We start from the raw sequence: 25,129 nt of genomic DNA on the forward strand, positions 1-25,129 counted from the left end.
CGTCAGCGCTTGCGATCACCTTTGTCGCCCTCGCCTGACTTCGTATCATTCTTTGCGTCATGGCGCGCATCGGCCGAAAGCGAACGGGAGACATCGTCGCTCTCCTTGAACTTCCCGTCTTCATCGCGGCGTACGTAACGCTTGTCAGTGCCGGTATCGATCAATTCGCGCTTGGTCATCACAGATCTCCCTTTTGGTTGCTGTCCCAAGGAAAACGCGCGCTGCTGTCAAAAGATGCATTCGAATCAGCGACCTAAGACAGACTCGCAAAGGGAGACCACGTGCGCCTAAGTCATTGAAAAACGATTCGTTTTAGCAAGGAACGATTCGCTCACTGATTCGGTTGAACCGGGTTGGTTGTGTGAGGAGTGCGCGTATCATGAGTTCCCCGAGAGCAAACTGGAAAGGTTTCATCAAGTTCGGCGAAGTGTCATGCGCGGTGGCGCTTTACACCGCAGCATCGGCGTCGGACCGTATCGCTTTCAACACGCTTAACAGAGCGACCGGAAATCGGGTCAAGCGCGAGTTCATCGATGGCGAAACCGGAGACCCCGTCGAACGGGAAGACCAGGTCAAAGGCTATGAGACCGAAAATGGACAATACATTGTTCTCGAACCGGATGACGTTGCCGCTGCTGTCCCCGATAGCGACAAGACGCTAACGATCGAATCCTTTATTCCGTGCGCGGAGATCGACACCGTTTACTTCGACAAGCCCTATTATCTGACACCCGACAAGATGGGCGCCGAGGCCTATGTCCTGCTGCGCGACGGCATGAAAGAGGCGAAGGTTGCCGCCATCGCGCGCGCAGTGCTTTTTCGCCGCCTGCGCACTGTCCTTATCCGTACGCATGGCAAAGGTCTGATCGCCTCGACCCTTAATTTCGATTACGAAGTTCGATCCTCACAAGAAGCATTTGAGGATCTCCCGGATATGAAGAGCGATCCTGAACTGCTTGAGATCGCAGAGATGATCATCGACAAAAAGAAGGGGCGCTTTGATGCCAGCACCTTCGATGATCGTTATGAGGAAGCGTTGGCAGAACTCGTCAAGGCCAAGATCGACGGACGCTCAGTGCCTAAGAAGAAACAAAGCTCGACAGACAATGTCATCGATCTCCGTCAGGCGTTGCGCGAAAGTGCAGGTCTAGATGCCAGAAAAACCAAGTCAAAGCAAAATGTCGACAAGGGTTCCGGTACGGCGAAGGTCAAAAAGGCAACGGCAACGGCAAAACCCGTCGCGCGCACGCGCCGCGCCAGTTAAGAGGAGATCAACATGGCTGTTCGTCCCTACTGGAAGGGTTACCTGAAGCTCTCCCTCGTCAATTGCGCAGTTCAGATGATGCCCGCCACGTCGGACAGTGAAAAAGTCAAGTTTCACACTCTCAACCGTGCGACGAACAATCGGGTCGTAAGCCAATATGTCGATTCCGTCACAGGTAAGGTTGTGAAGGAAGAAAACGAGATCAAAGGTTACGAGCGTGGCGAGAACGACTACGTCATCCTTGAAGACGAGGAGCTTGATAATGTCGCGTTGGACAGCACCAGGACGATCGATATCTCGACATTCACCAAACGCGACACCATCGAATGGATCTGGCTCGACACGCCCTATTATCTGTCTCCCAATGAGAAAGTGGCACAGGAAGCCTTTTCCGTGATCCGTGATGCGATGGCATCTCAGGACATGGTTGGAATTTCGAGGCTCGTGATCGCGCGGCGGGAGCGCGCCGTCATGTTGGAACCACGCGGTAAAGGTATCGTTCTGTGGACGTTACGCTATGGCGACGAGATCCGTGATGAGAACAGCTATTTTGATGCGATTGGCGATGAGAAGCCGGACAGCGAGCTTCTGCCGCTTATACAGAAGCTCATAAAGAAGCAGACCAAACCGTGGGACGCGAAAATGGTTGTCGATCCCGTCCAGGACCGCCTGCTCGACATTATCAAGGCCAAAAAGAAAACCCAGAAAAAGCCAGCCAAGAGCAAGAAAGCACTGTCGCCTTCATCACCTGCCACAAGCAATGTCATCAACATCATGGACGCGCTCAAGAAATCAGTTGCGAGGGAAACCCGGAACAAGAAATGAGTGGAGATCAGCCACCGGCCTTCCGGGCTTTGCTCAAGCGCTTAATGGCTTGCTCCAGCGGTCGGTGTCCCTCACCATAATCCTGCCAGGCAGTGCTCTTCTTCAAAAGGCCCGGCACGGTCCTAACCGTGAATCGGGTCGGATCGAGATCGGCTTTCACCTGTGTCCAGTTCAGGGGCATCGATACCGTCGCACCCTCACGTGCTCGCGGAGACAATGGCGCGACCGCCGTCGCCATCCGGTCGTTGCGCAAGTAGTCCAGAAATATCCGCCCTTCCCGCTGGTTCTTCGCCATCTTGATAAGGTAGAGGTCTGGGTTATCTAACGCCATATCCTGACAGACATCATGCGCAAAGCTCTTGGCCTCGTCCCAGCTCAGCTTTTTGCCCTTGGGCACAGCGAGAGGTGTCACGACGTGCAAGCCCTTGCCGCCAGTGGTCTTGCAAAAACTGACAAGGCCCAGTTCTTCCAGCCGGTCGCGGATTTCGCGGGCGGCGTCGACGACTGCTGGGAACTCGACGTTCGGGCCTGGATCGAGATCGAAAACCAGACGACCCGGCACGTCCTGTTGATCCGGTGCGCAGTTCCATGGATGAAGTTCGATCCCGCCGATCTGGGCGATGGCGGAAAGGCCCTCAACGCGATCGATCTGCAGATAGGGTTTCTTGTCACCAAAGACCGTCACGAGCTCCAGAAGGTTCGACGTGCCGGGGGCAGCATGGCGCTGGAAAAATTGCTCCCCGCCAATGCCATCAGGGCAACGAAGGATCGAGCATGGCCGACCTTTGATATGATTTATCATCCACGCTCCGACAGCCTCGTGGTACTGGGCAAGGTCAACCTTGGTGACAGGTTGTCTGTCACCCGCGTCGGGCCAGAGCGCCTTGTCGGGGCTTGAGATCATGACGCCCATGACCTCTTCCTTTGCGCCTCTCCGGGAACGCTTGGGTGGAGGCTTGTCGGTCTCAGGATCGGGGACATCCACATCCGAGGGCGTCGCGGGGTCTTCTGCTTCCACCTCTGGTGCGGGCTTGTCTTCGCGCAGCCCCTTGAACGCACCCTGTCGAACCTGACCGTCCGCGGTCCATCCGGCGAATTCGATCTCGGCGACGAGTTGTGGCTTGAGCCAGACGATATCGTCTGACGTCTTTGGTGCTCCAATTCCTGTGAAAGGAGATTTGGCCGTTTCCATCTCTTGAAGCTGCGGCAGCAATTGTTCGACGGTCTTGGCGCTATAGCCAGTCCCGACCCGGCCGACGTACACGAAGTGCTTGCCGCTGAAGACGCCAACCAGCAGCGACCGAAATTTTCCATTGGTCCTGGCATAGGCACCGATGACCACTTCATGACCAGCGCGACATTTGGATTTCGCCCATGTCTTCGTCCGGCCGGACACATAAGGAGCATCTGCCTCCTTGGAGACGATACCCTCTAGCGACAGCCTGCAGGCCGACTTCAGTACGGCATCGCCACCCGTCTCGAAGTGTTCGACAAACCTCAGGCGAGGATCCTCGCCCGCATCGGACATTAGGGTTTCCAAACGCGACTTGCGCTCCGTCAGGGGAAGCTTTCTCAAATCCTCGTCACCATCAAACAGCAGATCGAACACGAAATAGACAAGATCGTCGGTCGTCCCCTCAGACAGTGCTGCCTGCAAAGCAGCGAAATCAGGCGCACCCCGCTCGTCAAGCGCACATACTTCACCATCTAAGATGCAGTCAGGGCGTGCCGACGCCGCCTCCGCAATAGCAGGCCATTTGGATGTCCAATCCAGACCTTTGCGGGTCTTTAGCGTCACCTCGCCGCCAGCGACGCGCATTTGCACCCGGTAGCCGTCGAACTTGATCTCGTGGATCCAGCCTTTGCCCGCCGGTGGACGTGTTAGGCTCTCGCAGAGCTGCGGGGCGATAAAGTTCGGCATCGCCGATTCAGCGTTGGTGGACTTGGCTGCCTTTGGTCGAGCCAACTTTTTATTCGACGACGTCTTCGTGCCAGCCTTGCGCTCGTCGGCGGCAAGACCGTCATTGCTGTCCCATACCGCGTCTGCCTTAACCGTATCGCCTTTCGTCATGAACGGCTTGGGCTTTTTCCCTTCGCCAGCGGCGATTGCCTCCATGGTTCTACCGGAAGCGACGGACGTCAGATTGTCATCCAGTACGGCTGCTCCATTCTCGTCGACCGCATAATCGTCACGGTGTTTGATCAGCAGCCAGTTGGTACGCTTGCCATCGTCGCGGTCGTTGCGCATCCGCACAAGAACAAAACTTCCATGCAGGCGTTCACCTTCCAAAGTGAACTTGAAATCGCCCTTCGCCAACGCCTCCTCGGGGGTCTTGTTCCCCTCGGGCTCCCAGTATCCGCGATCCCACAGCATGACTGTGCCGCCGCCATATTGACCCTTCGGTATCGTTCCCTCAAAATCACCATAGTCAAGGGGATGGTCTTCGACCTCCACGGAAAGCCGCTTGTCACCAGGATCGAGAGACGGACCTCGGGTTACTGCCCAGGATTTGAACACGCCATCGAGCTCGATGCGGAGATCATAATGTAGCCGTGTCGCGTCATGCTTCTGGATGACGAAACGGCGACGGTTGGATGCCTTGACTTGAACCTCTCCACTCGGCTCAAGCGTCTGCTTGAAATCGCGTTTGGATCGGTACTTGCTAAGATTGTCGGCCATGGCATCCACCCCTCCTCACCAACGCGGGACCGCCTTATGGAGCACCCGATACCCGAAGTGCCCCAGCCTCGCCAAGACTACGCTGAACCGCAGAAATCTTGTCGGACGGAATGTCGGCGGACACTTCGATCTCACCTTCGAGAGGGGCATCGTCGCGCACCGCACCGCTTTTCGAGACATCGCCACCAGATGCAACTGACCCTGATGTGTTCTCCGCGGTGGCTGACTGAATAAAGATGTCAGGACGCGAAATCCCGTGCTGCTGGACGAGGTGCTCCACCGCTAGATCGGCGGCAGTGCGTGTGTTGAACGTGGCTCGGATTGTGGTGGTGCTATCGTCAGCCATGATTTCTTCCTTCCCATTGCTCATTCTCACAGACCTCAACGCCTTGGATCATGGTTGGTTCGAACCGACGGCTCTCACGATGAATGATTGTTTAGAGATATGAAAAATGATCTTCCAAATCATCCAGTGACATTATATGTTCCGCATTTGTTCATAACGCTTCCCTTCCACTTTCTGCATCAAGCGAGCTCTTATGGCCGTTGCCTATCTGGAAAAACTGAACGAGCAGCAGCGCAAGGCGGTCGAGCATGGCGTCGGGCTCGCTGAGGGCAACACGGCAGGGCCGCTGTTGATCATCGCTGGCGCCGGATCCGGCAAGACAAACACATTAGCGCATCGCGTGGCCCATCTGATCGTCAATGGTGCGGACCCGCGCCGCATTCTGCTGATGACCTTTTCGCGCAGAGCCGCCTCGGAAATGGCCCGCCGCGTCGAGCGTATCTGCCGCAACGTCCTCGGAGCCAATTCCGCCGTCCTAACAGATGCGCTCGCTTGGTCCGGTACGTTTCATGGGATCGGTGCGAGACTGCTGCGGATGTATGCCGAGCAGATCGGTCTCAACCTCGACTTCACCATCCATGATCGGGAAGACAGCGCCGACCTGATGAACCTCGTGCGGCACGAGCTCGGATTTTCCAAAACAGAGAGCCGCTTTCCGACCAAGGGCACCTGCCTCGCGATCTACTCCCGCGCGGTCAACTCGGAAACGCTGCTGAACGCGATCCTGCGGCAGCACTATCCGTGGGTCGCCACATGGGAAGAACAATTGAAGGAACTGTTCGGAGCTTATGTGGAGGCCAAGCAGGCGCAGAACGTGCTCGATTATGATGATCTCTTGCTCTACTGGGCGCAGATGGTCAGCGATCCCGATCTTGCCGACGACATCGGCAACCGCTTTGACCATGTCATGGTCGACGAATATCAGGATACCAACAAACTCCAGTCGTCTGTCCTGATGGCGCTCAAACCCGGCGGGCGTGGCTTGACCGTGGTTGGTGACGATGCCCAATCAATCTACTCGTTCCGGGCAGCGACGGTTCGCAACATTCTCGACTTCCCGACATCTTTTAGCCCTGCCGCCGATGTCATCACACTCGATCGCAACTATCGTTCGACCCAGCCCATTCTGGCCGCGGCCAACGGAGTGATCGAACTGGCCCGTGAGCGTTTCACCAAGAACCTGTGGACCGAACGGGAGTCGCTGGAGCGCCCCAAACTCGTGACCGTCAAAGACGAGACCGAACAGGCGAATTTCATTGTCGAGCAGGTGCTGGCAAATCGCGAGACCGGAATGACGCTAAAGCAGCAGGCTGTCTTGTTTCGGACATCCAGTCACAGCGGAACGCTCGAAGTCGAACTCACCCGTCGCAACATCCCCTTCGTCAAGTTTGGCGGCTTAAAATTTCTCGACAGTGCCCACGTGAAGGACATGCTGGCCGTATTGCGTTTCGCCCAGAATCCGCGTGACCGGGTTGCGGGTTTTCGTCTTCTGCAAATGTTGCCCGGCATTGGACCGAAGAAAGCTGGCACCATTCTTGACACGATCGCCTCAGATCCGAAGCCTCTCCTGGCGCTGGCTGAAATTCCGCCACCACCAAAAACGGGCGAGGATTGGACATCATTCGTCCAATTGCTGGGAGGCCTTCGCAAATCCCAGGAAGGGTGGCCGTCGGATATCGCGCAGGCCCGCCTGTGGTACGAACCACATCTCGATCGCATCCATGAAGACGCTGATACCCGCAAGGCCGACCTCCTGCAACTCGAGCAGATTGCCAGCGGCTACGCCTCGCGCGAACGGTTCCTCACCGAACTGACGCTTGATCCACCCGATGCGACCAGCGATCAGGCGGGCGTGCCGTTGCTTGACGAGGACTATCTCATCCTGTCGACAATTCACTCGGCCAAAGGACAGGAATGGCGATCGGTCTTCATGTTGAACGTTGTCGATGGCTGCATACCGTCAGACCTTGGGACAGGGACGACGCAGGAGATCGAGGAGGAACGGCGTCTGCTCTATGTCGGCATGACGCGGGCCAAGGACAGCCTGTCGCTCATCACGCCGCAACGATTTTTCACGCACGGTCAGAACTCGCAGGGCGACAGGCACGTCTATGCATCGCGTACGCGGTTCATCCCGGCGACGCTGCTGCAGTATTTCGAACCGACGGCGTGGCCGAAAGTCTCGGCCGCAGCATCTGAACGCAGTGCCCAGCAGATCCGCATCGATGTCGGCGCACGCATGCGCGGCATGTGGAAATAGGAGCGTCCGCGTTGAAGAGGATGGGAGGCTCACCTATCCACCTCTGGAGCGCATCAACTTTTCCAGCAAGCACAAGGTCAATCGGTAAGGACCAGACATGCACCCGGTTCGCAAAATCATTCACGTGGATATGGATGCGTTCTACGCCTCCGTGGAGCAACGTGACAACCCAGAGCTCCGTGGCAAGCCGCTGGCGGTCGGGGGATCTGCTGCCCGAGGGGTTGTGGCAGCCGCGAGTTACGAGGCAAGAACCTTCGGCGTCTATTCAGCTATGCCATCGATCACTGCCAAACGAAAATGCCCTGACCTGATTTTCGTGCCGCCTCGTTTCGAGGTCTATCGTCAGGTCTCGCAGCAGATCCGCGAGATCTTTGCGCAGTACACACCCGTCATAGAGCCGCTGTCACTTGATGAGGCTTATCTCGACGTTACCGAGAACCTGAAAGGTATGGAGGTTGCTACCGAGATAGCACTCGAAATCCGTGCCAAGATCAAGGCGGTCACAGGTCTCAATGCCTCTGCTGGCATCTCCTACAACAAGTTTCTGGCGAAGATGGCGAGCGACCTGAACAAGCCCAATGGTCAGGCGGTGATCACTCCGAAGAACGGCCCAGGCTTTGTCGAGGCCCTCCCCGTCAAGAAATTCCACGGGGTTGGCCCCGCCACGGCAGAGCGGATGAAGCGACATGGCATAGAAACGGGTCTGGATTTGAAATCCAAACCCCTTGCCTTCCTGCAACAACACTTCGGAAAATCAGGTCCATATTTCTACGGCATTGCCCGCGGCATCGATGAGCGGCAGGTCAAGGCCAACCGCATCCGAAAATCCGTCGGTGCCGAAGATACGTTTGTCGAGGACATCGACACGCTCGATCTCGCTCAAGCCGAATTGCGACCCTTGGCCGAAAAGGTCTGGCGGTACTGCGAAGCGCACGACATCAACGGCAAAACAGTGACCGTCAAAATCAAGTATTCGGATTTTACCCAGGCGACACGAAGCAAGACCTTGGCCGCAAGGGTTTCAGGTGTTGAGATGATCCTTGAGATCGCTGACACGTTGCTGGGGTCTGTCTTCCCGTTCAAAAGGTCGGTGCGTCTTTTGGGTATCACCCTTTCCTCCCTCAGCACCGAAGACAGTACCCAAGCTCCACAGCTTGATCTCGGATTGTGAACGCAGCAGGCCGACTGGTCAGGTTACACGGATGCTGAAAATGAACTGCGATATGACCCACACCGAGCCAGTTGATGGCAACGACTGATCTGGATCCTTCAAACTAGGACGACGCTCTTCGAAAGCTGGTCGAGATCATAGAAAGTTGGAAAGTAGAATTTAGGTCCCGGTAACGAATAGCAATTGTTCTCTCGGCGACCGCCATACGGGTTAATGAACAGGAACTAACCCGGTCTCATGACGTTTTCTTCTCAGTTCAGAGGAGCCTTAAATGTCGATGTCGCAACCCGTTCGCTTTTCTCCCGATCTTGAAGAAATCCAGCCCGACGAACAGGAGACGATTCAGGGTCTCAACGAAACCTTCGATACGATCCTGGAAAAGACCGCAAACAATTGTGGGCACGCGGTGAGATCTGTTCATGCCAAATCGCACGGAATTCTTCAGGGCAAACTTCATGTCAAAGACGGCCTTCCACCTGAATTGGCCCAAGGCCTGTTCGCCCATCCTGGCAGCTATACAGTCTTCATGCGCATATCGACAAATGCTGGCGACATACTCCCTGACGCGATTTCACTGCCTCGCGGCTTGGCTTTGAAAGTGGTGGGCGTTGATGGCGACCGCCTTCCCGACGCGGCTGGGCGTAGCCAGGATTTCGTCATGGTCAACGGCCCCATATTTCAGGCCAAGACTGCTGATAAATTTCTTGGCAGCTTGAAACTGCTCGCCAAAACGACCGACAGGATGGAAGGCACCAAAAAGGTCATGTCGAGTGTGCTGCAGGTCGTCAATAACGCGATGGATGCCGTCGGCCTTTCCAGTTCCACCGTGCAATCCATGGGCGGCGCGCCGAACGTCGATCCGTTGGGGGAAACCTATTATAGCGTGACACCCTTCCGTTACGGGGATTACGTTGCGAAGTTCAGTCTAAAACCCGTCTCCTCCTATCTGACCGAGCTGACCGGCAAGGAAATTGACACAATTGTTGGCGAAAACGCCATCCGCGACACGGTTCAGGCAGAGATGAAAACCATTTCTGGAGAATGGGAGTTTCAGGTTCAGCTCTGTCGCGACATCGAGGCTCAACCCATTGAAGACCCAACCGTAGAATGGGACCAAAAAGAAGCGCCTTTCGTCACGGTCGCGACGATAACCGCTGGGCCTCAAGATAGTTGGAGTGATGAGCAGGTGCGAAAAGTCGATGAAGAGATGCGTTTCAGTGTCTGGACAGGGCTCACAGCACATCAGCCGCTTGGCAACATCAATCGCGCCCGAAAGGCCCCCTACGAGCACTCAGCAAAATTCCGTGAGCGTTTCAACGGCTGCCCTATTCACGAACCAAAACAATAGGTCGGCAGATAAACCGTTTCTTCCTCATCCATAACCCCAGACTGTGAGATCAATCATGACTGACCGCATCCCCAACCCAGAGTCAGAAGGTCCTGCTGGCGGGTGGGGGTCGGTGAAATCCATCGCTCACATGTTTGGCGACACGTTCCCCTCGCCAGCGATCCTTCAAACACTTGCCAGCCAGAACAAGCCGGGTGGTTTCCAATGCGTCTCCTGCGCATGGCCGAAACCCGTCAATTATCATCCGTTCGAGTTCTGCGAGAATGGTGCCAAGGCCACACTTTCGGATTTAACCAGCGCGCGCTGTAAGCCCGACTTCTGGGATAAGCACACAGTCTCAGAACTGAGAGACTGGAAAGACTATGATCTGGAGCAGACCGGGCGGCTCACACATCCCATGCGCTATGATCCCCAGACAGATCGCTATGTCGAGGTGACATGGGAAGATGCTTTCGGAAAGATTGGCGCCACGCTGAAGGAATTGCCCCATGACGATGTGGTGTTCTATTCGTCCGGTCATGCGGGACTGGAAGCATCCTATCTTTACGCACTGCTAGCGCGGGTCTACGGCACCAATAATCTGCCGCAGAGCTCCAACATGTGCCATGAGACAACCTCTGTCGGTCTCAATAAGGTCATCGGCTCTCCGGTTGGCACCATCATCTGGGAAGATCTTGAAAAAGCGGACGCTTTTTTCTTTTTCGGGCAGAATCCGGGATCGAACAGTCCACGATTTCTACATCCCCTTCAGCAAGCGAAAAAGCGTGGCGCACGCATCGTGACCTTCAATCCGGTTGTCGAGCAGGGCTTGGTGTCCTTCGTCAATCCGCAAAGCCCGTTCGATATGCTGACGGGCCACGAAACGCAGATTTCTGACGAATATCTTCAGGTCAAAGCCGGAGGCGACATCGCTGCCATGATGGGCCTCTGCAAGGTTGTGGTAGAGGCGGACGACTTAGGGGTTGCAAACGGCGCGCCTCGCATCATCGACATCGACTTCGTCACCCAACACACGACGGGGTTTGATGAGTTCATCGACAGCGTCAGAAACGTATCGTGGAGCGACATCGAGCGAGAGAGCGGCCTGACGGAGGCAGCACTCAGACGTGCTGGAGACATTTATATCGGCTCTGAACGGGTCATTGGCGTGTATGGAATGGGACTGACCCAGCATTCGCAAGGCGCGCTCAATGTCGCAATGCTGGTCAATCTCCTGCTTTTGCGTGGCAACATCGGGCGCGAGGGTGCTGGCTGCTGCCCGGTGCGGGGGCACTCCAACGTGCAAGGGCAGCGCACAGTTGGCATCGCCGAAAAGACGAAGCTGATACCGATGGACACACTCAAGCAATTGTTTGATTTCGATCCGCCGACCAAGGATGGCACCACGATCGTTGATGCGGTAAAGGGCCTGATCGCGGGCAAAATCAAGGCGTTCATTTCATTGGGTGGAAATCTTGTTCGAGCCGTTCCAGAGCAGAAGGAAATGGAGCGTGCCTGGGCAACGCAAGACCTGACGGTCATGGTGTCAACAAAGCTTAACCGCAGCCATCTTTTCCCAGGTAAACAGGCGTACATCCTGCCTTGCCTCTCCCGTGCAGAGATTGACGACCAAGCCAAGGGAAATCAAGCCGTATCGGTAGAGGACAGTTTTTCCCACATCTCCGGATCGGTTGGAAAGCATAGTCCAGCCTCGAAACATCTGAAAAGCGAACTGGCCATCGTCACCGGGATAGCCAAGCCAACTCTGGATCCCAACCCGAAACTGAAATGGGACGACTGGACAGGCGACTACAGCCTCGTCCGCGATTTGATCGAACTAACATATCCTAAGGATTTCAAAGACTACAATGCACGCATGTTCCAGCCAGGCGGCTTTTATCGTGGCAACGATGCGCATAATCGCATCTGGAACACAGACGATAAAAAAGCTGTTTTCACGGCTCCTGAACAACTTAACGCGCTGACGTTCACCGATGCAGTCGGTCGCTATAGATTGATGACCCTAAGGTCCAACGACCAGTTCAACACCACGATCTATGGATACAGCGACCGCTTTCGCGGCATCGAGGGCACGCGGAATGTCGTGTTGATGTCGGACGAGGATATTCAAAGCGCAGGATTGAAGCCGGGTCAGATTGTAACACTGGTCAGCGATTTTGGGGACGGCATGCGTCGTGAACTTGGCGGGCTGGCCATTACCTCTCATAATCTGCCAAAGGGCACTATCGGCGCATACTATCCAGAAGCCAACGTGTTGAACGCCATCGACCACCATGACATGTTATCAAAAACACCTGCGTCAAAGGCGATCCCGGTTCGGATAGAGGCCTGATTATTCAGGTTACCGAAAGCTTGATTGTTTAGTCACACGGTGTGGTGGTGTATCGTAAGCGGTGTCTTGCTCATACATTGATCAAACCTGTGATCGTGTTACGGATATCGGTCATCGCCTATTCGATTAAGGTATCCATCCGGCGAGGGCCGCAGGGGTTATGATTTCGGTTCGTCTGCCATGATGCGTTCGATCTTTCCCTGATCGCATTGCTCGTCGATGAGGAATTGGCGGATACCACCATCCCAGGTGCGGATATCGGCGAGGAATTCCTGTCCTTTCACGATAGCGGTGAGCGTGGCGGTCATGTAGGCCAACGGATCGACCGAATTGAGTTTACAGGTCTCGATGAGCGAGGCGATGGTCGCCCAGTTCTCGGCTCCGGCATCGTGACCCGCAAAGAGTGCGTTCTTGCGATTTAGGGCTATCGGCCGGATGGTTCGCTCGACGGTGTTGTTGTCGATCTCGATGTGACCGTCTTTCAGGAAGAGTTGGAGACCATCCCAGTAATTGGCGATGTAGGCGAACTGCTTATCGTGCAGGCCAATTCCATGCAGGTTCATCGATCCCTTCAGCCACCGTTTCGCCAAGCACCTTGGAGAGCCTCACCATTAAGGCCCTTCCTTCGGCATCAAGGTGCGACACCAACTCATCCGCATGGGAGACGACGAGTAGCTGAGACCGGTCACACGCTCGGACAATCAAACGAGACAGGGGCGCAAGGAGGCTGGGATGCAGACTGGTTTCAGGCTCGTTCAGCACCATCAGGGAGGGAGGGCGCGGTGTGGTGAGCGCTGCCACCAGAAGCACATAACGCAAAGTGCCATCGGAGAGTTCAGAAGTCGAAAGCGGCCGCAGTAAGCCTTTCTGGCGCATCAGCAGTTCGAAACGCCCTCGCTCCGTCTTGATCTCGATTGTGCTGCCAGGAAAAGCATCTTCAATAGCGGCATCAAAGCCCGCCGCATCGCCAATTTCCTGGATCGTCGCGATAGCTGCTGCCAGATCGGCACCATCGGATGACAGGGCCGATGTTCGGGTTCCAATCTGCATCTGTCGCACAGGCGAAGAAGGATCTGTTCGAAAGTGATCGTAAAAACGCCAGCCACTCATTTGGGCACGCAAATACAGAAGTTCGGGTAAGTTCTTAGGGTCAGCGGACTGCGTCATCATGCTTTCGAATGATGCGAGATCGTGCAGCAACACTTGACGTTGACCGCTTGCAGAAAGAGCGGTCACGACCGGCCCTGCACGTTCTGCGAACACATTTCGGCGGCTCAACGCTTCACCTGCCCACACCGCTTCTGCCTTGATGACGGGATCAAGCGCAAAATAGCTCGACTGGGGTGGAGCCACAGGCAATCCCAGATCAATCGCATAACCGTAGTCATCTGATGCAAATCCAAGCTTGAGTGCGATTGGATGTTTCCGCACCGTCCCCTGCACCGGCACCGTGCCGTCCTTCATGCTGCGCGAAAAAGCTTCCGGCCCAGCCCATATCGTTGATTGCAGGCCACCCTCTGCCGCCAATGATGCGATAGCCCGTCCCTGCGCGACATCTGCCAGAAGTCGTAGCGCACGATAGAAACTCGACTTTCCTGCCCCGTTCCCACCGGTTACAACGGTGAGCTTTTCAAGCGGCAGGACGAGGTTACGAAGGGACCGATAACCCGAAATGGCGATCGTCAGGATCATGCGCTATCCTTGTTTCTCTGTTCTCTCACCAGATCAATGAACGCTCTGAGGGGTGCCGACATGAGCCTGCTCGAGAAGTATAGCCGGGGGCCATCGAACGTGCTCCACCATTGTGGCAAGACTGGCTTGAGATCACCGGTCTTCAACGCGGGATCAAGCCAATTTTCAAAAGTACAGATGATCCCATGTCCACCGCGCGCCAGATCAATAGCAGCAGGTGCCGCATCGACACCGATTATGACACGACCGGGAGGGTCGACTGTCAAGAACTGGTCACCGCACTCCAATTCCCAGGCAGTGAGCGCACCGCTTGAGAACCGGAGGCGAATGCATTCGTGCGCCAGAAGATCGCTCGGCTGCGAAGGTATGCCCCGCGCATCAAGGTAACCAGGTGATGCTGCGAGAGCCAGACGCTGAAACTTCGGGCCGATGGGAACAGCAATCATATCCTGCGCCAGATGCTCACCGTAGCGGATACCAGCGTCGCATCCCGCCGCCGTGATGTCGACAAGTCTGTCTTCAACGACAAGCTCAATTCGTACCTCTGGAAAACGGATCAGGAAACGATCGATGACTGGGGGTAGTATGTCGACCATAACGGCGCCGGTGACATTCAACTTGAGTTGACCCCTCACCTTGTCCTGAGAGCTCATGGCGTCTTGCAATGCTGCACGTGTCTCGCGCATCAGCGGCGACAGACGTTCCGAAAGTGTGCGCCCTACGTCCGTAAGACTAACGCTTCGCGTGGTCCTTATGAGGAGAGGAGCCCCCAACCGAGCTTCCAGCAAGGCAACCTTCTCGCTGACCGTTGATGGCGATAACCCAAGGCGCTTAGCAGTCCTACGGAAACCGCCGGTCTCGCAGACCGAAAGAAAGATGGACAGATCGTCCATAGGAAGTTGATCACTGTTCGCCATGGCGATCAGACTAGCCGGTTTTGGGTATCTTATCAAACAATCGATCAATGCTAGATTTGCCTCCATCGGGCCTAGGCAAGTCGTTGAACAACGAAACCTGCAACCATGTTCAAACCAGGAGAAGTCACATGACGGTTAAGTCTGTGTTGATTACGGGCGCTAACAAGAGCATCGGCTACGAGACAGCCCGCCAGCTTGGCCGGCTCGGTTATCGGGTCTGGCTCGGGAGCCGAGACGCCGAGAGGGGTACAAGTGCGGCCCAAAAGCTCGCCTCCCAGGGCGTTGATGTGCAACTGATTGCTATTGATGTGGCGGATGACGATAGCGTCAAGAACGCAGCGGCAACGGTTTCCGCCACCGATGGGAAGCTCGACGTATTAATCAACAATGCTGGTATTCCAGGAAGTTATGCCGCTCCGAGCGCACAGGAAATCAGTGAAATCGAAACTGTGTATCAGACCAATGTTTTCGGCCCGATCCGAACGACACAGGCGTTTTTGCCTATCCTTCGTGCGTCCGGCCAAGCCAATGTCATCATGGTCAGCAGCGGTCTGGGATCGCTGACATGGCTTTCTGATCCCACGCACCCCTACCACGCCGTGAACATTCTCGCGTATAACAGCTCCAAGACGGCGCTGAATGCGATCACCCTGTCTTTGGCCAAGGACCTTGCGAAGGACGGGATCAAGGTAAATGGCGCCGATCCTGGCTACACGAAGACGGATTTCAACAACCACACCGGATATCGGACAGTCGAGCAGGCTGCGGACACAATTGTCTGGCTGGCGGGCCAAGATGCGTCGGGGCCAACCGGCGGGTTCTTTTTCGAAAGAAGCCGAGCGCCATGGTGACTGTACGCTCGCTTACTCGCACCAACTGCGCGCCGGTTAGCTCCAAACATAAAAGCATAGAGTAGCCAGTTTTATTCTAAGCTTGTGCGACATGGTTTTGCGATCTTAAGGCTGATCTCCACCGCCTTGGTCGGAATCGAACCGTCGACCGGGAGATTTGCCGGTTTGTAAATTTAAGCAAAGTCCAGTGCTGGACTTGTGGGGTGAAGTCTTTCCAGCTATATTACCGGGAATAGCCAGGAGGTCAAAATGTCCAGTTCCCAGACCCGCGCAATTCAAAACTACAGATCCCGCTTGAGTGACCGCGGGCTCGCTCGTTTCGAGGTACTGGGCCGCGACGCCGATCGTGACCTCATCAGAATGCTAGCGCGCCGCCTCGCAGAAAATAGCCCTGAGTCCGCCAAACTACGTGCGGCTGTAAATGATACTATCAATGGTGAACCGCCCAAAAAAGGCGGAATTCTCGCCGCGCTTCGCCGCTCGCCACTTGTCGGCGCTAACGTTGAAATCTCTCGTCAGCGTGAAGAAGGTCGTGAGATCGATCTTTAATGCGTTACCTTCTCGATACCAATATCCTGAGCAACATCACGAAGCCGGAGCCATCGGTCGCTTTGATGACATGGATGGCCGATCAGAACGACGAGGATCTTTTTATCGCTTCCCTTACGGTGGCTGAAATCCACAAAGGCATCTTGGAGAAGCCTGCCGGCAAGAAGCGGATTTCTCTCGAGAGCTGGTTTGTTGGTGATGAAGGGCCGCAGCGTCTCTTTGCCAATCGTATCCTCCCCTTCGACGAAACGGCGGCTCTCATATGGGCGCGATTGATGGCCGAAGGGAAAGCAATCGGTCGATCACGCAGTGGCCTTGATACCATCATCGCGGCCACCGCCCAGGCGAACGGATGCATCGTCGTGACAGACAATGAGAAAGACTTTTACGGCATAGAGATAATCAACCCGCTTCGCACCGGTAAAGGCTGAGCAACATCTACTCGCCTTGAATGGGTTCGAACCGGCGAACCATTTTTAGGCGGCGTGAAAACGACGATTGTGCATTCTTAAATCCAAATCGCCGCGCCTTTTGTTTTGACTCAAAGTCCTAAATCTAATCCTCAACAGTGCTCATTATCGTAAAATGAGAGATCAGGAGCTTTTTGTTCGCCCGCAAGAAGCTTCGAAGCAATCTTGTTGATACCGGGCTGGCTTGCCAGATTGAGAACGCCGTGAAGCAACGTGATGCCGAGCTTGCTGTGCGGGTTCATCAGGCGGGGTGCTATCTTCGGAACGCCTTGCCCGTTTTCGACCATTGGTCGCATGGCTTCCTCATATGCTTTAAGGCCGATCAAAATATCGGAATGCCTGTGAAGCTCACTTGCGAGAACATACGCGCCGGTAACAGCAAGCGTCGCACCAATACCGGCAATTGGTGTGGCGCACCATGCGGCGTCTCCCGTCAGAACAACGCGGCCCTTCGACCACTTCGGCATTCTGACCTGGCGAAGCACATCGAAATAGAAGTCTTCCGTCCGTTCCAATCCTTCGAGCACGCGATCAGCCTGCCATCCGGCATCGTGGAAGCGCTCCCTCAGATATCTCTTTTGCTCTCCCACGCTCCATTCATGTTCGCCGCCCGGTGGCTGCTGCACGCACAGCATGGCGCGGGTGGTCCCCACCATATCGGGGCGTAGGGAGATGCTTCGTCCCTTTGTAGCGTTATACCAACGCCAGCGCTGATCATCATCGACCTCTCTAGGAATAGTGAAATATGCAATCGTCAAATCCATCCAGCGCGGTTCGTTCTCGTTTGGAAAAATCAACTCACGAGTGGATGATCCAACACCCTCGGCGACGATGACAACATCGTACTCTTCCGTTGCTCCGCTTGAAAAGGCTACTATGGCCGCGTTTTCTATCTCATCTATGCCCTCGACTGAGTCACCAAAACGAAACGTCGCCTTTTCGCGAGCAGATTCATAAATCAACCGCGCAAGATCTCCCCGAAGGATTTCCATTTCAGCGGTAGGTCCATCCTGACCGAGATCATCAGTGATAAACTCGGCGACGGTTTTACCTTCCTCATCGACCCAGGCCGTACCGGCCTCCCCGGTTCCGTGTTCGAGAGCTGTCTGCTCGAGGTTCATCCTTCGAAGGACTTCACGGCCGACGCCGCGAATGTCGACATTCTGCCCTCCATCTCGAAACTCCGGAGCCTTTTCGACAACAGTGACATCGAAGCCGTGATGGGCAAGCCACCATGCTGTGGTATTGCCTGAGATGCTTGTACCGGTGATAAGAATGCGTGCGCCCATAAAAATGATCTCCTTTTCGCAAAAGAACATCACTTCTGATATATTTGTTCCGCTCTTATCTCTCGAAATTTGCGATGAGACGCTGGAACAGGGCGATCATCAAATCTGCTTCATCCCTTGAGAAGCCTTCCAGTCCCTCTCGATTGGTCGCGATCAAAACGTCACGCCCGATTGCCGCAGCTTCCTTTCCCTTTTCGGTCAGCTCTACCATAGCGGCGCGGCGGTCGCTTTCTGAAGGCGTCCGGAAGATCAATCCCATCGCTTCCAGCTTATCGAGAAGAGCGACCATTGCGGGCTGCTTGATTGCAGATGAGCGCACGATGTCGCGCTGGAGCATCGGCCCTTTCCAGGATAAGAGAAGAACGGGGCCAATCAGAGCCATGGACAAGCCGTGCGGGCGAAGAGCGTTGTCCACTAGCCTGTTGAAAACTTTGGCTGCATGGTTTGCCAAGTATCCCGGTGCGACGGCTGCTTCTGGATGAATGTCTTCTTGGTGTGGCATGATCCTTCCTACGCCACCCCCATAGATACAGCTAGCCAAAAATCGAGGAATAGAGAGGGGTACCGAGGCCGCCGCATGTCCTTCATTTGCAGCCTCATCCGCGCCTTATCAGGTACGGCTCGCGCAGATTCAAGATTCATAAAGCTCTTGAACGGGATATGAGCCGTCGACGTTTTTAGTCGCGAAGCTAAGTGTCTGATAAATCAGGCTTAGGTCCTACATTGCATACGGGTGAGCTCGCAAGACGGATGGAATCAACGGCCACCGGATGCGTGGAACCCTAAAGGCGCATCATTCTAATTTGAACGGCGATGCAGGAAGAAACCTTTTGCACAACTACACCTTTCGCAAGGAATCACGCTTTGTTTGCGACGCATTATTTCCACGCTTATGAAACGCCGTGGGTAAGCAAACCATGCATACTCTACCCCATCTAAGACAGAAAAAAGGTCGCGACGATCTCGTTTGCGCAGCAAGAGTATTCTATAAACCGAGTAGAATAAGAACGACCTGTCTTTCTGAATTTGAGAAACTTCGATAATTTTCCACCCAGGCTCGCGGCAATACGGCCACGCAAATTCATCGTTGCCTGCGAAGGGTTCGGCCTGGAGGAGAAATGACACGTTACGTAATAATGGGTGCTGGTGCGGTGGGAGCAAGTCTTGCGGCGCAGTTCGAACTCGCGGGGATCAATTACGCCCTGATCGGACGTGGCGCGCAAATCCAGCATCTGAAAAAGCAGGGCCTGAGCTATCAACGCCCCAACGAGACCCGGCAGGTCAGCCTGAATGCTTTCGATCTAGCCGATCTCGTCGTGTTGACGAGCAACGATATTCTACTGCTGACGGTAAAGTCGCAGGATGCGACAGACGCCTTGGCATACTGGTCATGGCGCACAATTGCAGACACCCAGTCTGCGGCGGCAACCACGCTCCCGATTGTAACGTTCCAGAACGGAGTGGCGACAGAGGCGGCAGCGTTGCGTACGTTCAGCCGTGTTTATGGCGCGAGCATCCTGACGCCAGCACGGTTTACTGAGACGGGCAAGGTCGTTGTCGGGGGCGACCCGCAGGTGGGCATCGTTACGGTTGGCCATTTCCCATTCGGGGAAGACGAAATCAGTGAAAAGATTGCCAGAGATTTGAACCGCGCGGATTATCTTGCCGACTCCACGCCGGATATTCGCCGATGGAAATCCGCAAAACTTCTCCATAACGTTCTCAATGCGCTCGAACTTTTCGATGGCCCAGCCGAGCTCAGATCCCCGATTGCCGAAGCTATCGTTGAAGAAACCCGTCTCGCGCTGACATCGGCAGGATATCAGTTCGCCTCTCCATCCGAGCGCAAAAAGGACATTTCGAAATGGCGCGTTGCTCCCAACAGCGGCATAGAGGCGGGACAGCAATCCACATGGCAAAGTTTCAAGCGCGGGACTTCGAATGAGATCGATTACCTGAACGGCGAGGTCGTTCTGCTCGGTCGTTTGCATGGTGTCGCAACCCCGTTTAACGCAGCGATCCAAGCACTTGCCGCGAAGCTGGCCAATGAAGGCGATCTTTCGAACCGTCCACGGCTTGAAGCAATCAATGCGCTGGTCAATGGCCTGCCCCAAACGATATCGCAGAATCGAACTGAAGCATCCCGATGAGAGAAACCATTTCGGACCACATCTTGAACTCCGCCGGGGTACTTTTTTATCGGGAAGGTATCCGCGCAGTCGGCATAGATCGCATCATCGCCGAGGCCAATGTGGCCAAGGCGACGTTGTATAGGCACTTCCCCTCCAAGGATCACCTCGTCGCCGCCTATCTCGAAGCGAGAAACGAACGGGTGATCCAGTCGCTGCGGGACGTGCTGGAAAACGCAGAAAGCCCGAGAGAACAGATTAGGCTGATTTTTGAACAACTCCATGAGAAAGCCAACAGCCACGAATTTCGCGGCTGTGCCTTCGCACTTGCGGTCGCAGAGCACGGCGCTTCCGAACGCGTGGTCACCGTTGCTCAGGCTCACAAGGCATCGGTCGGCAAGATTTTCAGCTCCATTATGTCGCAGACACAAAGCCAGTCGACGCAGGCTGCGGCGCATCTGACACTTCTCTACGAAGGAGCACTCGCGACCGTTGCCGTCGACAGAGATCCGATTGCGGTTCTCGTCGCACGCGATTGCGCACTCTCCGTCTTCGACATGACGACATCCTCAAAGCATCATTCATGAAAGCAATAAGACCCATGACGAAAACTATCGACTACTTCTTCGGCCTCGGCTCGCCTTGGGCATTCATCGGCCTTGAACCATTCGTCGCTCTGGCGCAAGCACATGATGTGACGATCCGTCCGTTCGTTACTCCCCTGATCGAAGACAATGGCGGGATCTATTCTCGCAACCGTCCTGAGGCGCGCCGCGCATACTGGACGAAAGATTTGAAGCGGTGGGCAGCCCTTCGCGGCAAAGTGCTGAACTTCGAAAATCGCGCTGCTCTTTCCGATCCGACACCCGCAGGCTTCATGGTGATCGCGGCAAATGAGGCCGGTCAGGACTGGCTGAAGCTGGCCGCAGCACTTCAGCAGGCTTCCTGGGAGCGTGGCGAAGATATCGGCAATGCCGACGTTCGCCGATCCATCGCCGACGCCATCGGCCTGAATGGCGCTGAACTCGAATTGAGAGCACAGAGCGAAAGCGTGCAGGACGTCTGGAGAACCAATAAGGAAATTGCGAAAACGGCTGGCGTATTCGGCCTGCCAACTTACCGATATGAAGACGAACTCTATTGGGGGCAGGACAGCCTCCCTTTCCTGGAACTTCATCTCAAAGGCAAGAAGCTGGTCGCCTGAGCATGACGCAGCTTTCCCCTACGCTCGTTCAATCTTTGCAAGAGCTTCTCGGCGAGCGTTTTTCCACCTCACAGGCGCTGCGCGAGCAGCACGGTCGCGGTGAGGCGCATCATGTAACGGCGCTTCCCGACGCCGTCGTTTTTGCTGAATCGACCGACGAGGTGTCGCAGATCGTCAAGCTATGCGCAGTGTCTGGTGTGCCGGTCATCGCGTTCGGCGCGGGGACCTCTCTCGAAGGCCATCTGACTGCAGTGCTTGGTGGTGTATCCATCGACCTTTCCCGCATGTCGAAGATAACCCGTATCAGCGGTGAGGATCTGGATTGCACCGTGGAGGCTGGCGTAACGCGCGAGCAGCTCAACACGCATCTGCGAGACATGGGGTTGTTCTTCCCAATCGATCCGGGCGCGAATGCGTCCATCGGCGGCATGTCGGCAACCCGCGCCTCGGGAACCAATGCCGTGCGCTATGGCACGATGCGCGAAAACGTGCTGGGACTGACCGTGGTGCTGCCCAATGGCCAGATCATCAAAACAGGCGGGCGCGCTAGAAAGTCCGCGGCGGGATATGATCTGACGCGGCTGTTCGTCGGGTCGGAAGGCACGCTTGGCATCATCACCGAGGTGACGCTGCGGCTCTATGGCATCCCGGAAACGATCTCCGCTGCACTTTGCTCGTTCGAAAGCGTCGAACAGGCGGTCGCTGCTGCGATTCAGGTCGTGCAATTGGGCATTCCCGTTGCCCGCGTCGAGCTTATGGACCGGGGGCTGATCAAAGCAGTTAATGCCTATTCCGGGCTCAGCCTCAAGATCGAAGACACTTTAGCCTTCGAGTTTCACGGTTCGCCTGCCGGTGTGCAGGAACAGGTTGACATGGTATCCGCGATTATCGAGGAAAACGGCGGGAAGGATTTCGAGTGGGCCAATGCGCCCGAAGACCGAAACCGCCTCTGGAAAGCGCGCCACAATGCGTTTTACGCCGTCGTGTCTCAACGTCCGAATGCCAAGGGCTGGTCATCGGATGTTTGCGTACCGGTATCCGAACTGAGCGGCTGCATTCTGAAAACCCGTGAGCTCTTGCTGGATTGCAGCGTTCCCGCTGCCATTCTCGGCCATGTCGGCGATGGAAATTATCACGTCGTCTTTGCTGTCGATCCCGACAATGCAGAGGAACTGGCCGAAGTTGCCGCCATCAACAAGAAGATGGTTCAATATGCCATTTCTGTGGATGGGACATCTACTGGTGAACACGGTGTCGGCACCGGCAAGATTGCCTATATGCGACAGGAGCATGGTGATGCGGTCGATCTGATGGCTGTCATAAAACAGGCCATCGATCCTGCCGGTATCATGAACCCCGGCAAGATGTTGCCTCAATAGGGCCCTTCTTACCGGCCTGATCGCAAGGATGCGTGATGAATTCCTTCAAACCACACAGCTCCCATTGGGGCGCGTTTTCCGGTCGCGTCGAAAATGGCCGGTTGGAAATTCGGCCGCATCCGAACGACCCGCATCCCTCGCCGCTGCTTGGCAATCTCGCATCGGTAGCGGATAGCCCTGTGCGCATCAGGCGCCCGGCGGTCAGGCGCGGCTGGCTTGAGAGAAAAAATGGCCACGAGCAGAAACGCGGTGCAGACGACTACGTGGAGGTAAGCTGGGCCGAGGCCAACGAACTGGTAGCCAACGAGCTTCGTCGCGTCTACGCGGACCACGGACCCAAAGCAGTTTTCGGTGGTTCTTACGGCTGGTCCAGCGCGGGACGGTTCCACCATGCACAAAGCCAGGTACATCGCTTTTTGAACGTTCTGGGCGGCTATGTGCGGTCGGTCAATACCTACAGTTCCGGCGCGGCAATGGTCATCATCCCGCATGTGATCGGGCCTTATGACAGCTTCGATCGCAAGAGTGTCACATGGGATGCAATCGAACGCAGCAGTGAGTTGGTCGTCGCCTTTGGCGGGATGGCGATCAAGAACGCTGATGTTCATGGCGGCGGCATCAGCAAACACCACGTCCGGCAAAAGCTCGCCGGTGCCAGCGCGCGTGGTGCGCGGTTCGTCTCCGTCAGTCCGCTTTCCGATGATTTTCCAGTAGAAATCGACGCTGAATGGATGTCCATCATACCCGGCACTGACGTTGCGCTGATGCTTGGTCTTGCCCACGTTCTGGTTCAGGAAAAGCTTCATGATCGCGGATTTCTCGACCGTTACACGGTCGGGTATGACCGATTTGAGGCTTATCTTCTCGGTCATGCGGATGGGGTAATGAAGAGCCCGAAATGGGCGGCAAGCATTTGCGGTATCGATGCGGATGGCATCAGGAAACTGGCCATCGAAATGGCACGGTCCAGAACCTTGATCACGGTCAGCCATTCGCTGCAACGGGCAGATTACGGAGAGCAGCCGGTCTGGATGGGCATTGTACTTGCCGCCATGCTCGGGCAGATCGGGCTGGATGGCGGCGGATATTCTTATTCTCTCGGTGCGCTCGGCAATATCGGTAAAAATCTTCTCGCTGTGCCGTTGCCCACGTTCAACCAGTTCAAGAACCCGGTGCCGGACTTCATTCCCTGCGCCCGCATTTCCGACATGCTCCTCAACCCCGGGGCCAAGTTCCACTATAACGGACGGACGCTGCAGTATCCCGACATCCGCCTGGTCTACTGGGCGGGCGGCAACCCGTTCCATCACCACCAAGACCTCAACAGGTTGAGAGCGGCGTTCAGGCGGCCGGAAACGATCATCGTGCACGAGTCCGCCTGGACATCGACGGCGCGAAACGCCGATATCGTGCTACCCGCCACAACGACCCTAGAGCGGGACGATATCGGCGCTGCCGATCGGGACCCGCTCATGATCGCCATGAAACGGTTGATCGAGCCGGTCGGCGAAGCAAAGGATGATTACGAGATATTCTCAGGCATCGCGCATGCACTCGGAAGGTTCGAAGAATTCACCGAAAACCGCAGCAGCCGGGAGTGGCTCTCTTTCCTGTACGAAACGACACGCAAAGCGCTTGAAGCAACCGATCATAACGCGCCGGACTTCGAGGCCTTCTGGAAACGCGGTGAGTTGCTGCTGCCGGTGAAAGCAGATCAAGGCGGCCCCGCAAGCGCGTTCCGTGACGACCCCGGTGCGTTTCCTCTTCAGACACCATCCGGCAAGATCGAAATCTTTTCACAGACAGTCGAAAACTTCGGTTACGAAGACTGCAGTGGGCATCCGAAGTGGTATCCATCCAAGCTGAAAGCGGAATCGGATACAGAGCGCCTCTATCCGCTTCACCTCATCTGTAATCAGCCGCATCAGCGTTTGCACAGCCAGCTAGATTACGGTGATTTCAGTCGCTCCACCAAGATCAAGGGTCGGGAACCGGTTCGCATCCATCCAGCAGATGCAGCGGAGCGTGGTATTTCGGATGGCGATATTGTCAGGCTGTTCAACGCGCGCGGCAGTTGCCTGGCGGCAGCCATTTTAAGCGTAGACCTGCGACCGGGCGTGATGCAGCTTGCGACGGGAGCGTGGTTCGAACCGCATGATCCGTCCGCGGAAAACACCATGTGCATCCACGGAAATCCCAATATTCTGACGCATGATATCGGCACGTCGAAACTGTCTCAGGGATCTACCGGTCAATTGACCAAGGTTGAACTCGAGCAATTTACCGGCCCGTTACATCCTGTCCGTATTTTCGAGGCCATGACGTTTATCCAACGCAGCGATGATGCAGTCGTGATCGATGGCGACCAATAGGCCGCCTCTGACAGAAATTCCAGCCGCTATAAAGCGCATGACTATTCCGGG

At 55.6% G+C, this 25,129-nt stretch carries 21 protein-coding genes and 1 pseudogene; 14 read left to right on the top strand and 8 right to left on the bottom strand.

Going from position 1 to position 25,129, the window contains the following annotated elements; translation table 11 throughout:
* Window positions 1–2: 2 nt before the first annotated feature.
* A complete protein-coding gene (locus RMR21_RS24610) occupies window positions 3–179 on the bottom strand; it encodes a hypothetical protein (RefSeq protein WP_498672374.1) in 177 nt (58 codons plus the stop codon).
* Between the two features lie 200 nt (window positions 180–379).
* On the opposite strand from RMR21_RS24610, the gene ku (RMR21_RS24615) reads away from it, so the two are divergent.
* Both ku (RMR21_RS24615) and ku (RMR21_RS24620) read left to right on the top strand, forming a co-directional pair.
* The gene (gene ku / locus RMR21_RS24615) at window positions 380–1,264 is read left to right on the top strand and encodes a non-homologous end joining protein Ku (RefSeq protein WP_498672376.1); all 885 of its coding nucleotides are present in this window, start codon (window positions 380–382) and stop codon (window positions 1,262–1,264) included.
* A gap of 12 nt (window positions 1,265–1,276) precedes the next feature.
* The gene (gene ku, locus RMR21_RS24620) at window positions 1,277–2,089 is read left to right on the top strand and encodes a non-homologous end joining protein Ku (protein ID WP_498672378.1); all 813 of its coding nucleotides are present in this window, start codon (window positions 1,277–1,279) and stop codon (window positions 2,087–2,089) included.
* 7 nt (window positions 2,090–2,096) lie between these two features.
* On the opposite strand, the gene ligD is transcribed toward ku (RMR21_RS24620), so the two are convergent.
* Window positions 2,097–4,769, bottom strand: a complete 2,673-nt coding sequence (ligD, locus tag RMR21_RS24625) for a DNA ligase D (protein ID WP_498672380.1) — start codon at window positions 4,767–4,769, stop codon at window positions 2,097–2,099.
* Between the two features lie 34 nt (window positions 4,770–4,803).
* The gene (locus RMR21_RS24630; protein WP_498672382.1) at window positions 4,804–5,115 is read right to left on the bottom strand and encodes a hypothetical protein; all 312 of its coding nucleotides are present in this window, start codon (window positions 5,113–5,115) and stop codon (window positions 4,804–4,806) included.
* Window positions 5,116–5,308: 193 nt separating this feature from the next.
* Here RMR21_RS24630 and RMR21_RS24635 point away from each other — a divergent pair, with 193 nt between their 5' ends.
* The 4 genes from RMR21_RS24635 to RMR21_RS24650 all read left to right on the top strand — a co-directional run bounded on the left by RMR21_RS24635 (window position 5,309) and on the right by RMR21_RS24650 (window position 12,226).
* On the top strand, window positions 5,309–7,375 hold the full coding sequence (locus tag RMR21_RS24635; RefSeq protein ID WP_498672384.1) for an ATP-dependent helicase: 2,067 nt from the start codon (window positions 5,309–5,311) through the stop codon (window positions 7,373–7,375).
* Between the two features lie 97 nt (window positions 7,376–7,472).
* Entirely contained in the window at window positions 7,473–8,546 is a 1,074-nt protein-coding gene (gene dinB / locus RMR21_RS24640; RefSeq protein ID WP_498672386.1) for a DNA polymerase IV, read from the top strand.
* Between the two features lie 271 nt (window positions 8,547–8,817).
* The gene (locus tag RMR21_RS24645; RefSeq protein ID WP_498672387.1) at window positions 8,818–9,894 is read left to right on the top strand and encodes a catalase family protein; all 1,077 of its coding nucleotides are present in this window, start codon (window positions 8,818–8,820) and stop codon (window positions 9,892–9,894) included.
* Between the two features lie 55 nt (window positions 9,895–9,949).
* A complete protein-coding gene (locus tag RMR21_RS24650) occupies window positions 9,950–12,226 on the top strand; it encodes an FdhF/YdeP family oxidoreductase (RefSeq protein WP_498672389.1) in 2,277 nt (758 codons plus the stop codon).
* A gap of 158 nt (window positions 12,227–12,384) precedes the next feature.
* Here RMR21_RS24650 and RMR21_RS24655 read toward each other — a convergent pair.
* The 3 genes and pseudogenes from RMR21_RS24655 to RMR21_RS24665 form a co-directional block, all read right to left on the bottom strand.
* A pseudogene (locus RMR21_RS24655) lies at window positions 12,385–12,747 on the bottom strand (IS66 family transposase); the annotation flags it as partial.
* Window positions 12,748–12,757: 10 nt separating this feature from the next.
* On the bottom strand, window positions 12,758–13,918 hold the full coding sequence (locus RMR21_RS24660; RefSeq protein WP_498672392.1) for an AAA family ATPase: 1,161 nt from the start codon (window positions 13,916–13,918) through the stop codon (window positions 12,758–12,760).
* Entirely contained in the window at window positions 13,915–14,901 is a 987-nt protein-coding gene (locus RMR21_RS24665) for a LysR family transcriptional regulator (protein WP_498672395.1), read from the bottom strand. Before RMR21_RS24665 ends, RMR21_RS24660 begins: the two co-directional genes overlap by 4 nt.
* A 62-nt stretch (window positions 14,902–14,963) precedes the next feature.
* On the opposite strand from RMR21_RS24665, the gene RMR21_RS24670 reads away from it, so the two are divergent.
* The 3 genes from RMR21_RS24670 (at window position 14,964) to RMR21_RS24680 (ending at window position 16,666) form a co-directional block, all read left to right on the top strand.
* Window positions 14,964–15,686 carry an SDR family oxidoreductase gene (locus RMR21_RS24670; protein ID WP_498672398.1) on the top strand — a complete coding sequence of 241 codons (723 nt, stop codon included), beginning with the start codon at window positions 14,964–14,966 and terminating at the stop codon, window positions 15,684–15,686.
* 249 nt (window positions 15,687–15,935) lie between these two features.
* A complete protein-coding gene (locus RMR21_RS24675) occupies window positions 15,936–16,235 on the top strand; it encodes a hypothetical protein (protein ID WP_498672400.1) in 300 nt (99 codons plus the stop codon).
* Window positions 16,235–16,666: a type II toxin-antitoxin system VapC family toxin gene (locus RMR21_RS24680; RefSeq protein ID WP_498672402.1), complete on the top strand. Its 432-nt coding sequence runs from the start codon at window positions 16,235–16,237 to the stop codon at window positions 16,664–16,666. The genes RMR21_RS24675 and RMR21_RS24680 overlap by 1 nt, the downstream gene beginning before the upstream one ends.
* A 131-nt stretch (window positions 16,667–16,797) precedes the next feature.
* On the opposite strand, the gene RMR21_RS24685 is transcribed toward RMR21_RS24680, so the two are convergent.
* Both RMR21_RS24685 and RMR21_RS24690 read right to left on the bottom strand, forming a co-directional pair.
* Entirely contained in the window at window positions 16,798–17,994 is a 1,197-nt protein-coding gene (locus RMR21_RS24685) for an FAD-dependent monooxygenase (protein ID WP_498672404.1), read from the bottom strand.
* Between the two features lie 55 nt (window positions 17,995–18,049).
* The gene (locus RMR21_RS24690) at window positions 18,050–18,499 is read right to left on the bottom strand and encodes a MarR family winged helix-turn-helix transcriptional regulator (RefSeq protein ID WP_498672677.1); all 450 of its coding nucleotides are present in this window, start codon (window positions 18,497–18,499) and stop codon (window positions 18,050–18,052) included.
* A 613-nt stretch (window positions 18,500–19,112) separates the two neighbouring features.
* Here RMR21_RS24690 and RMR21_RS24695 point away from each other — a divergent pair.
* The 5 genes from RMR21_RS24695 to RMR21_RS24715 are packed head-to-tail and all read left to right on the top strand — an operon-like array spanning window position 19,113 to window position 25,078.
* Window positions 19,113–20,144, top strand: a complete 1,032-nt coding sequence (locus RMR21_RS24695) for a ketopantoate reductase family protein (protein WP_498672406.1) — start codon at window positions 19,113–19,115, stop codon at window positions 20,142–20,144.
* Window positions 20,141–20,710, top strand: coding sequence for a TetR/AcrR family transcriptional regulator (locus RMR21_RS24700; protein ID WP_498672408.1), 570 nt, complete (start codon window positions 20,141–20,143; stop codon window positions 20,708–20,710). Before RMR21_RS24695 ends, RMR21_RS24700 begins: the two co-directional genes overlap by 4 nt.
* Before the next feature lie 14 nt (window positions 20,711–20,724).
* Window positions 20,725–21,327, top strand: coding sequence for a 2-hydroxychromene-2-carboxylate isomerase (locus tag RMR21_RS24705; protein ID WP_498672409.1), 603 nt, complete (start codon window positions 20,725–20,727; stop codon window positions 21,325–21,327).
* A gap of 2 nt (window positions 21,328–21,329) precedes the next feature.
* The gene (locus RMR21_RS24710; RefSeq protein ID WP_498672411.1) at window positions 21,330–22,706 is read left to right on the top strand and encodes an FAD-binding oxidoreductase; all 1,377 of its coding nucleotides are present in this window, start codon (window positions 21,330–21,332) and stop codon (window positions 22,704–22,706) included.
* 35 nt (window positions 22,707–22,741) lie between these two features.
* Window positions 22,742–25,078, top strand: coding sequence for a molybdopterin guanine dinucleotide-containing S/N-oxide reductase (locus tag RMR21_RS24715; RefSeq protein WP_498672412.1), 2,337 nt, complete (start codon window positions 22,742–22,744; stop codon window positions 25,076–25,078).
* Window positions 25,079–25,129 lie beyond the last annotated feature (51 nt).

Origin of the sequence: Agrobacterium sp. rho-8.1, assembly GCF_033957725.1 — a bacterium.
GTDB lineage: Bacteria > Pseudomonadota > Alphaproteobacteria > Rhizobiales > Rhizobiaceae > Agrobacterium.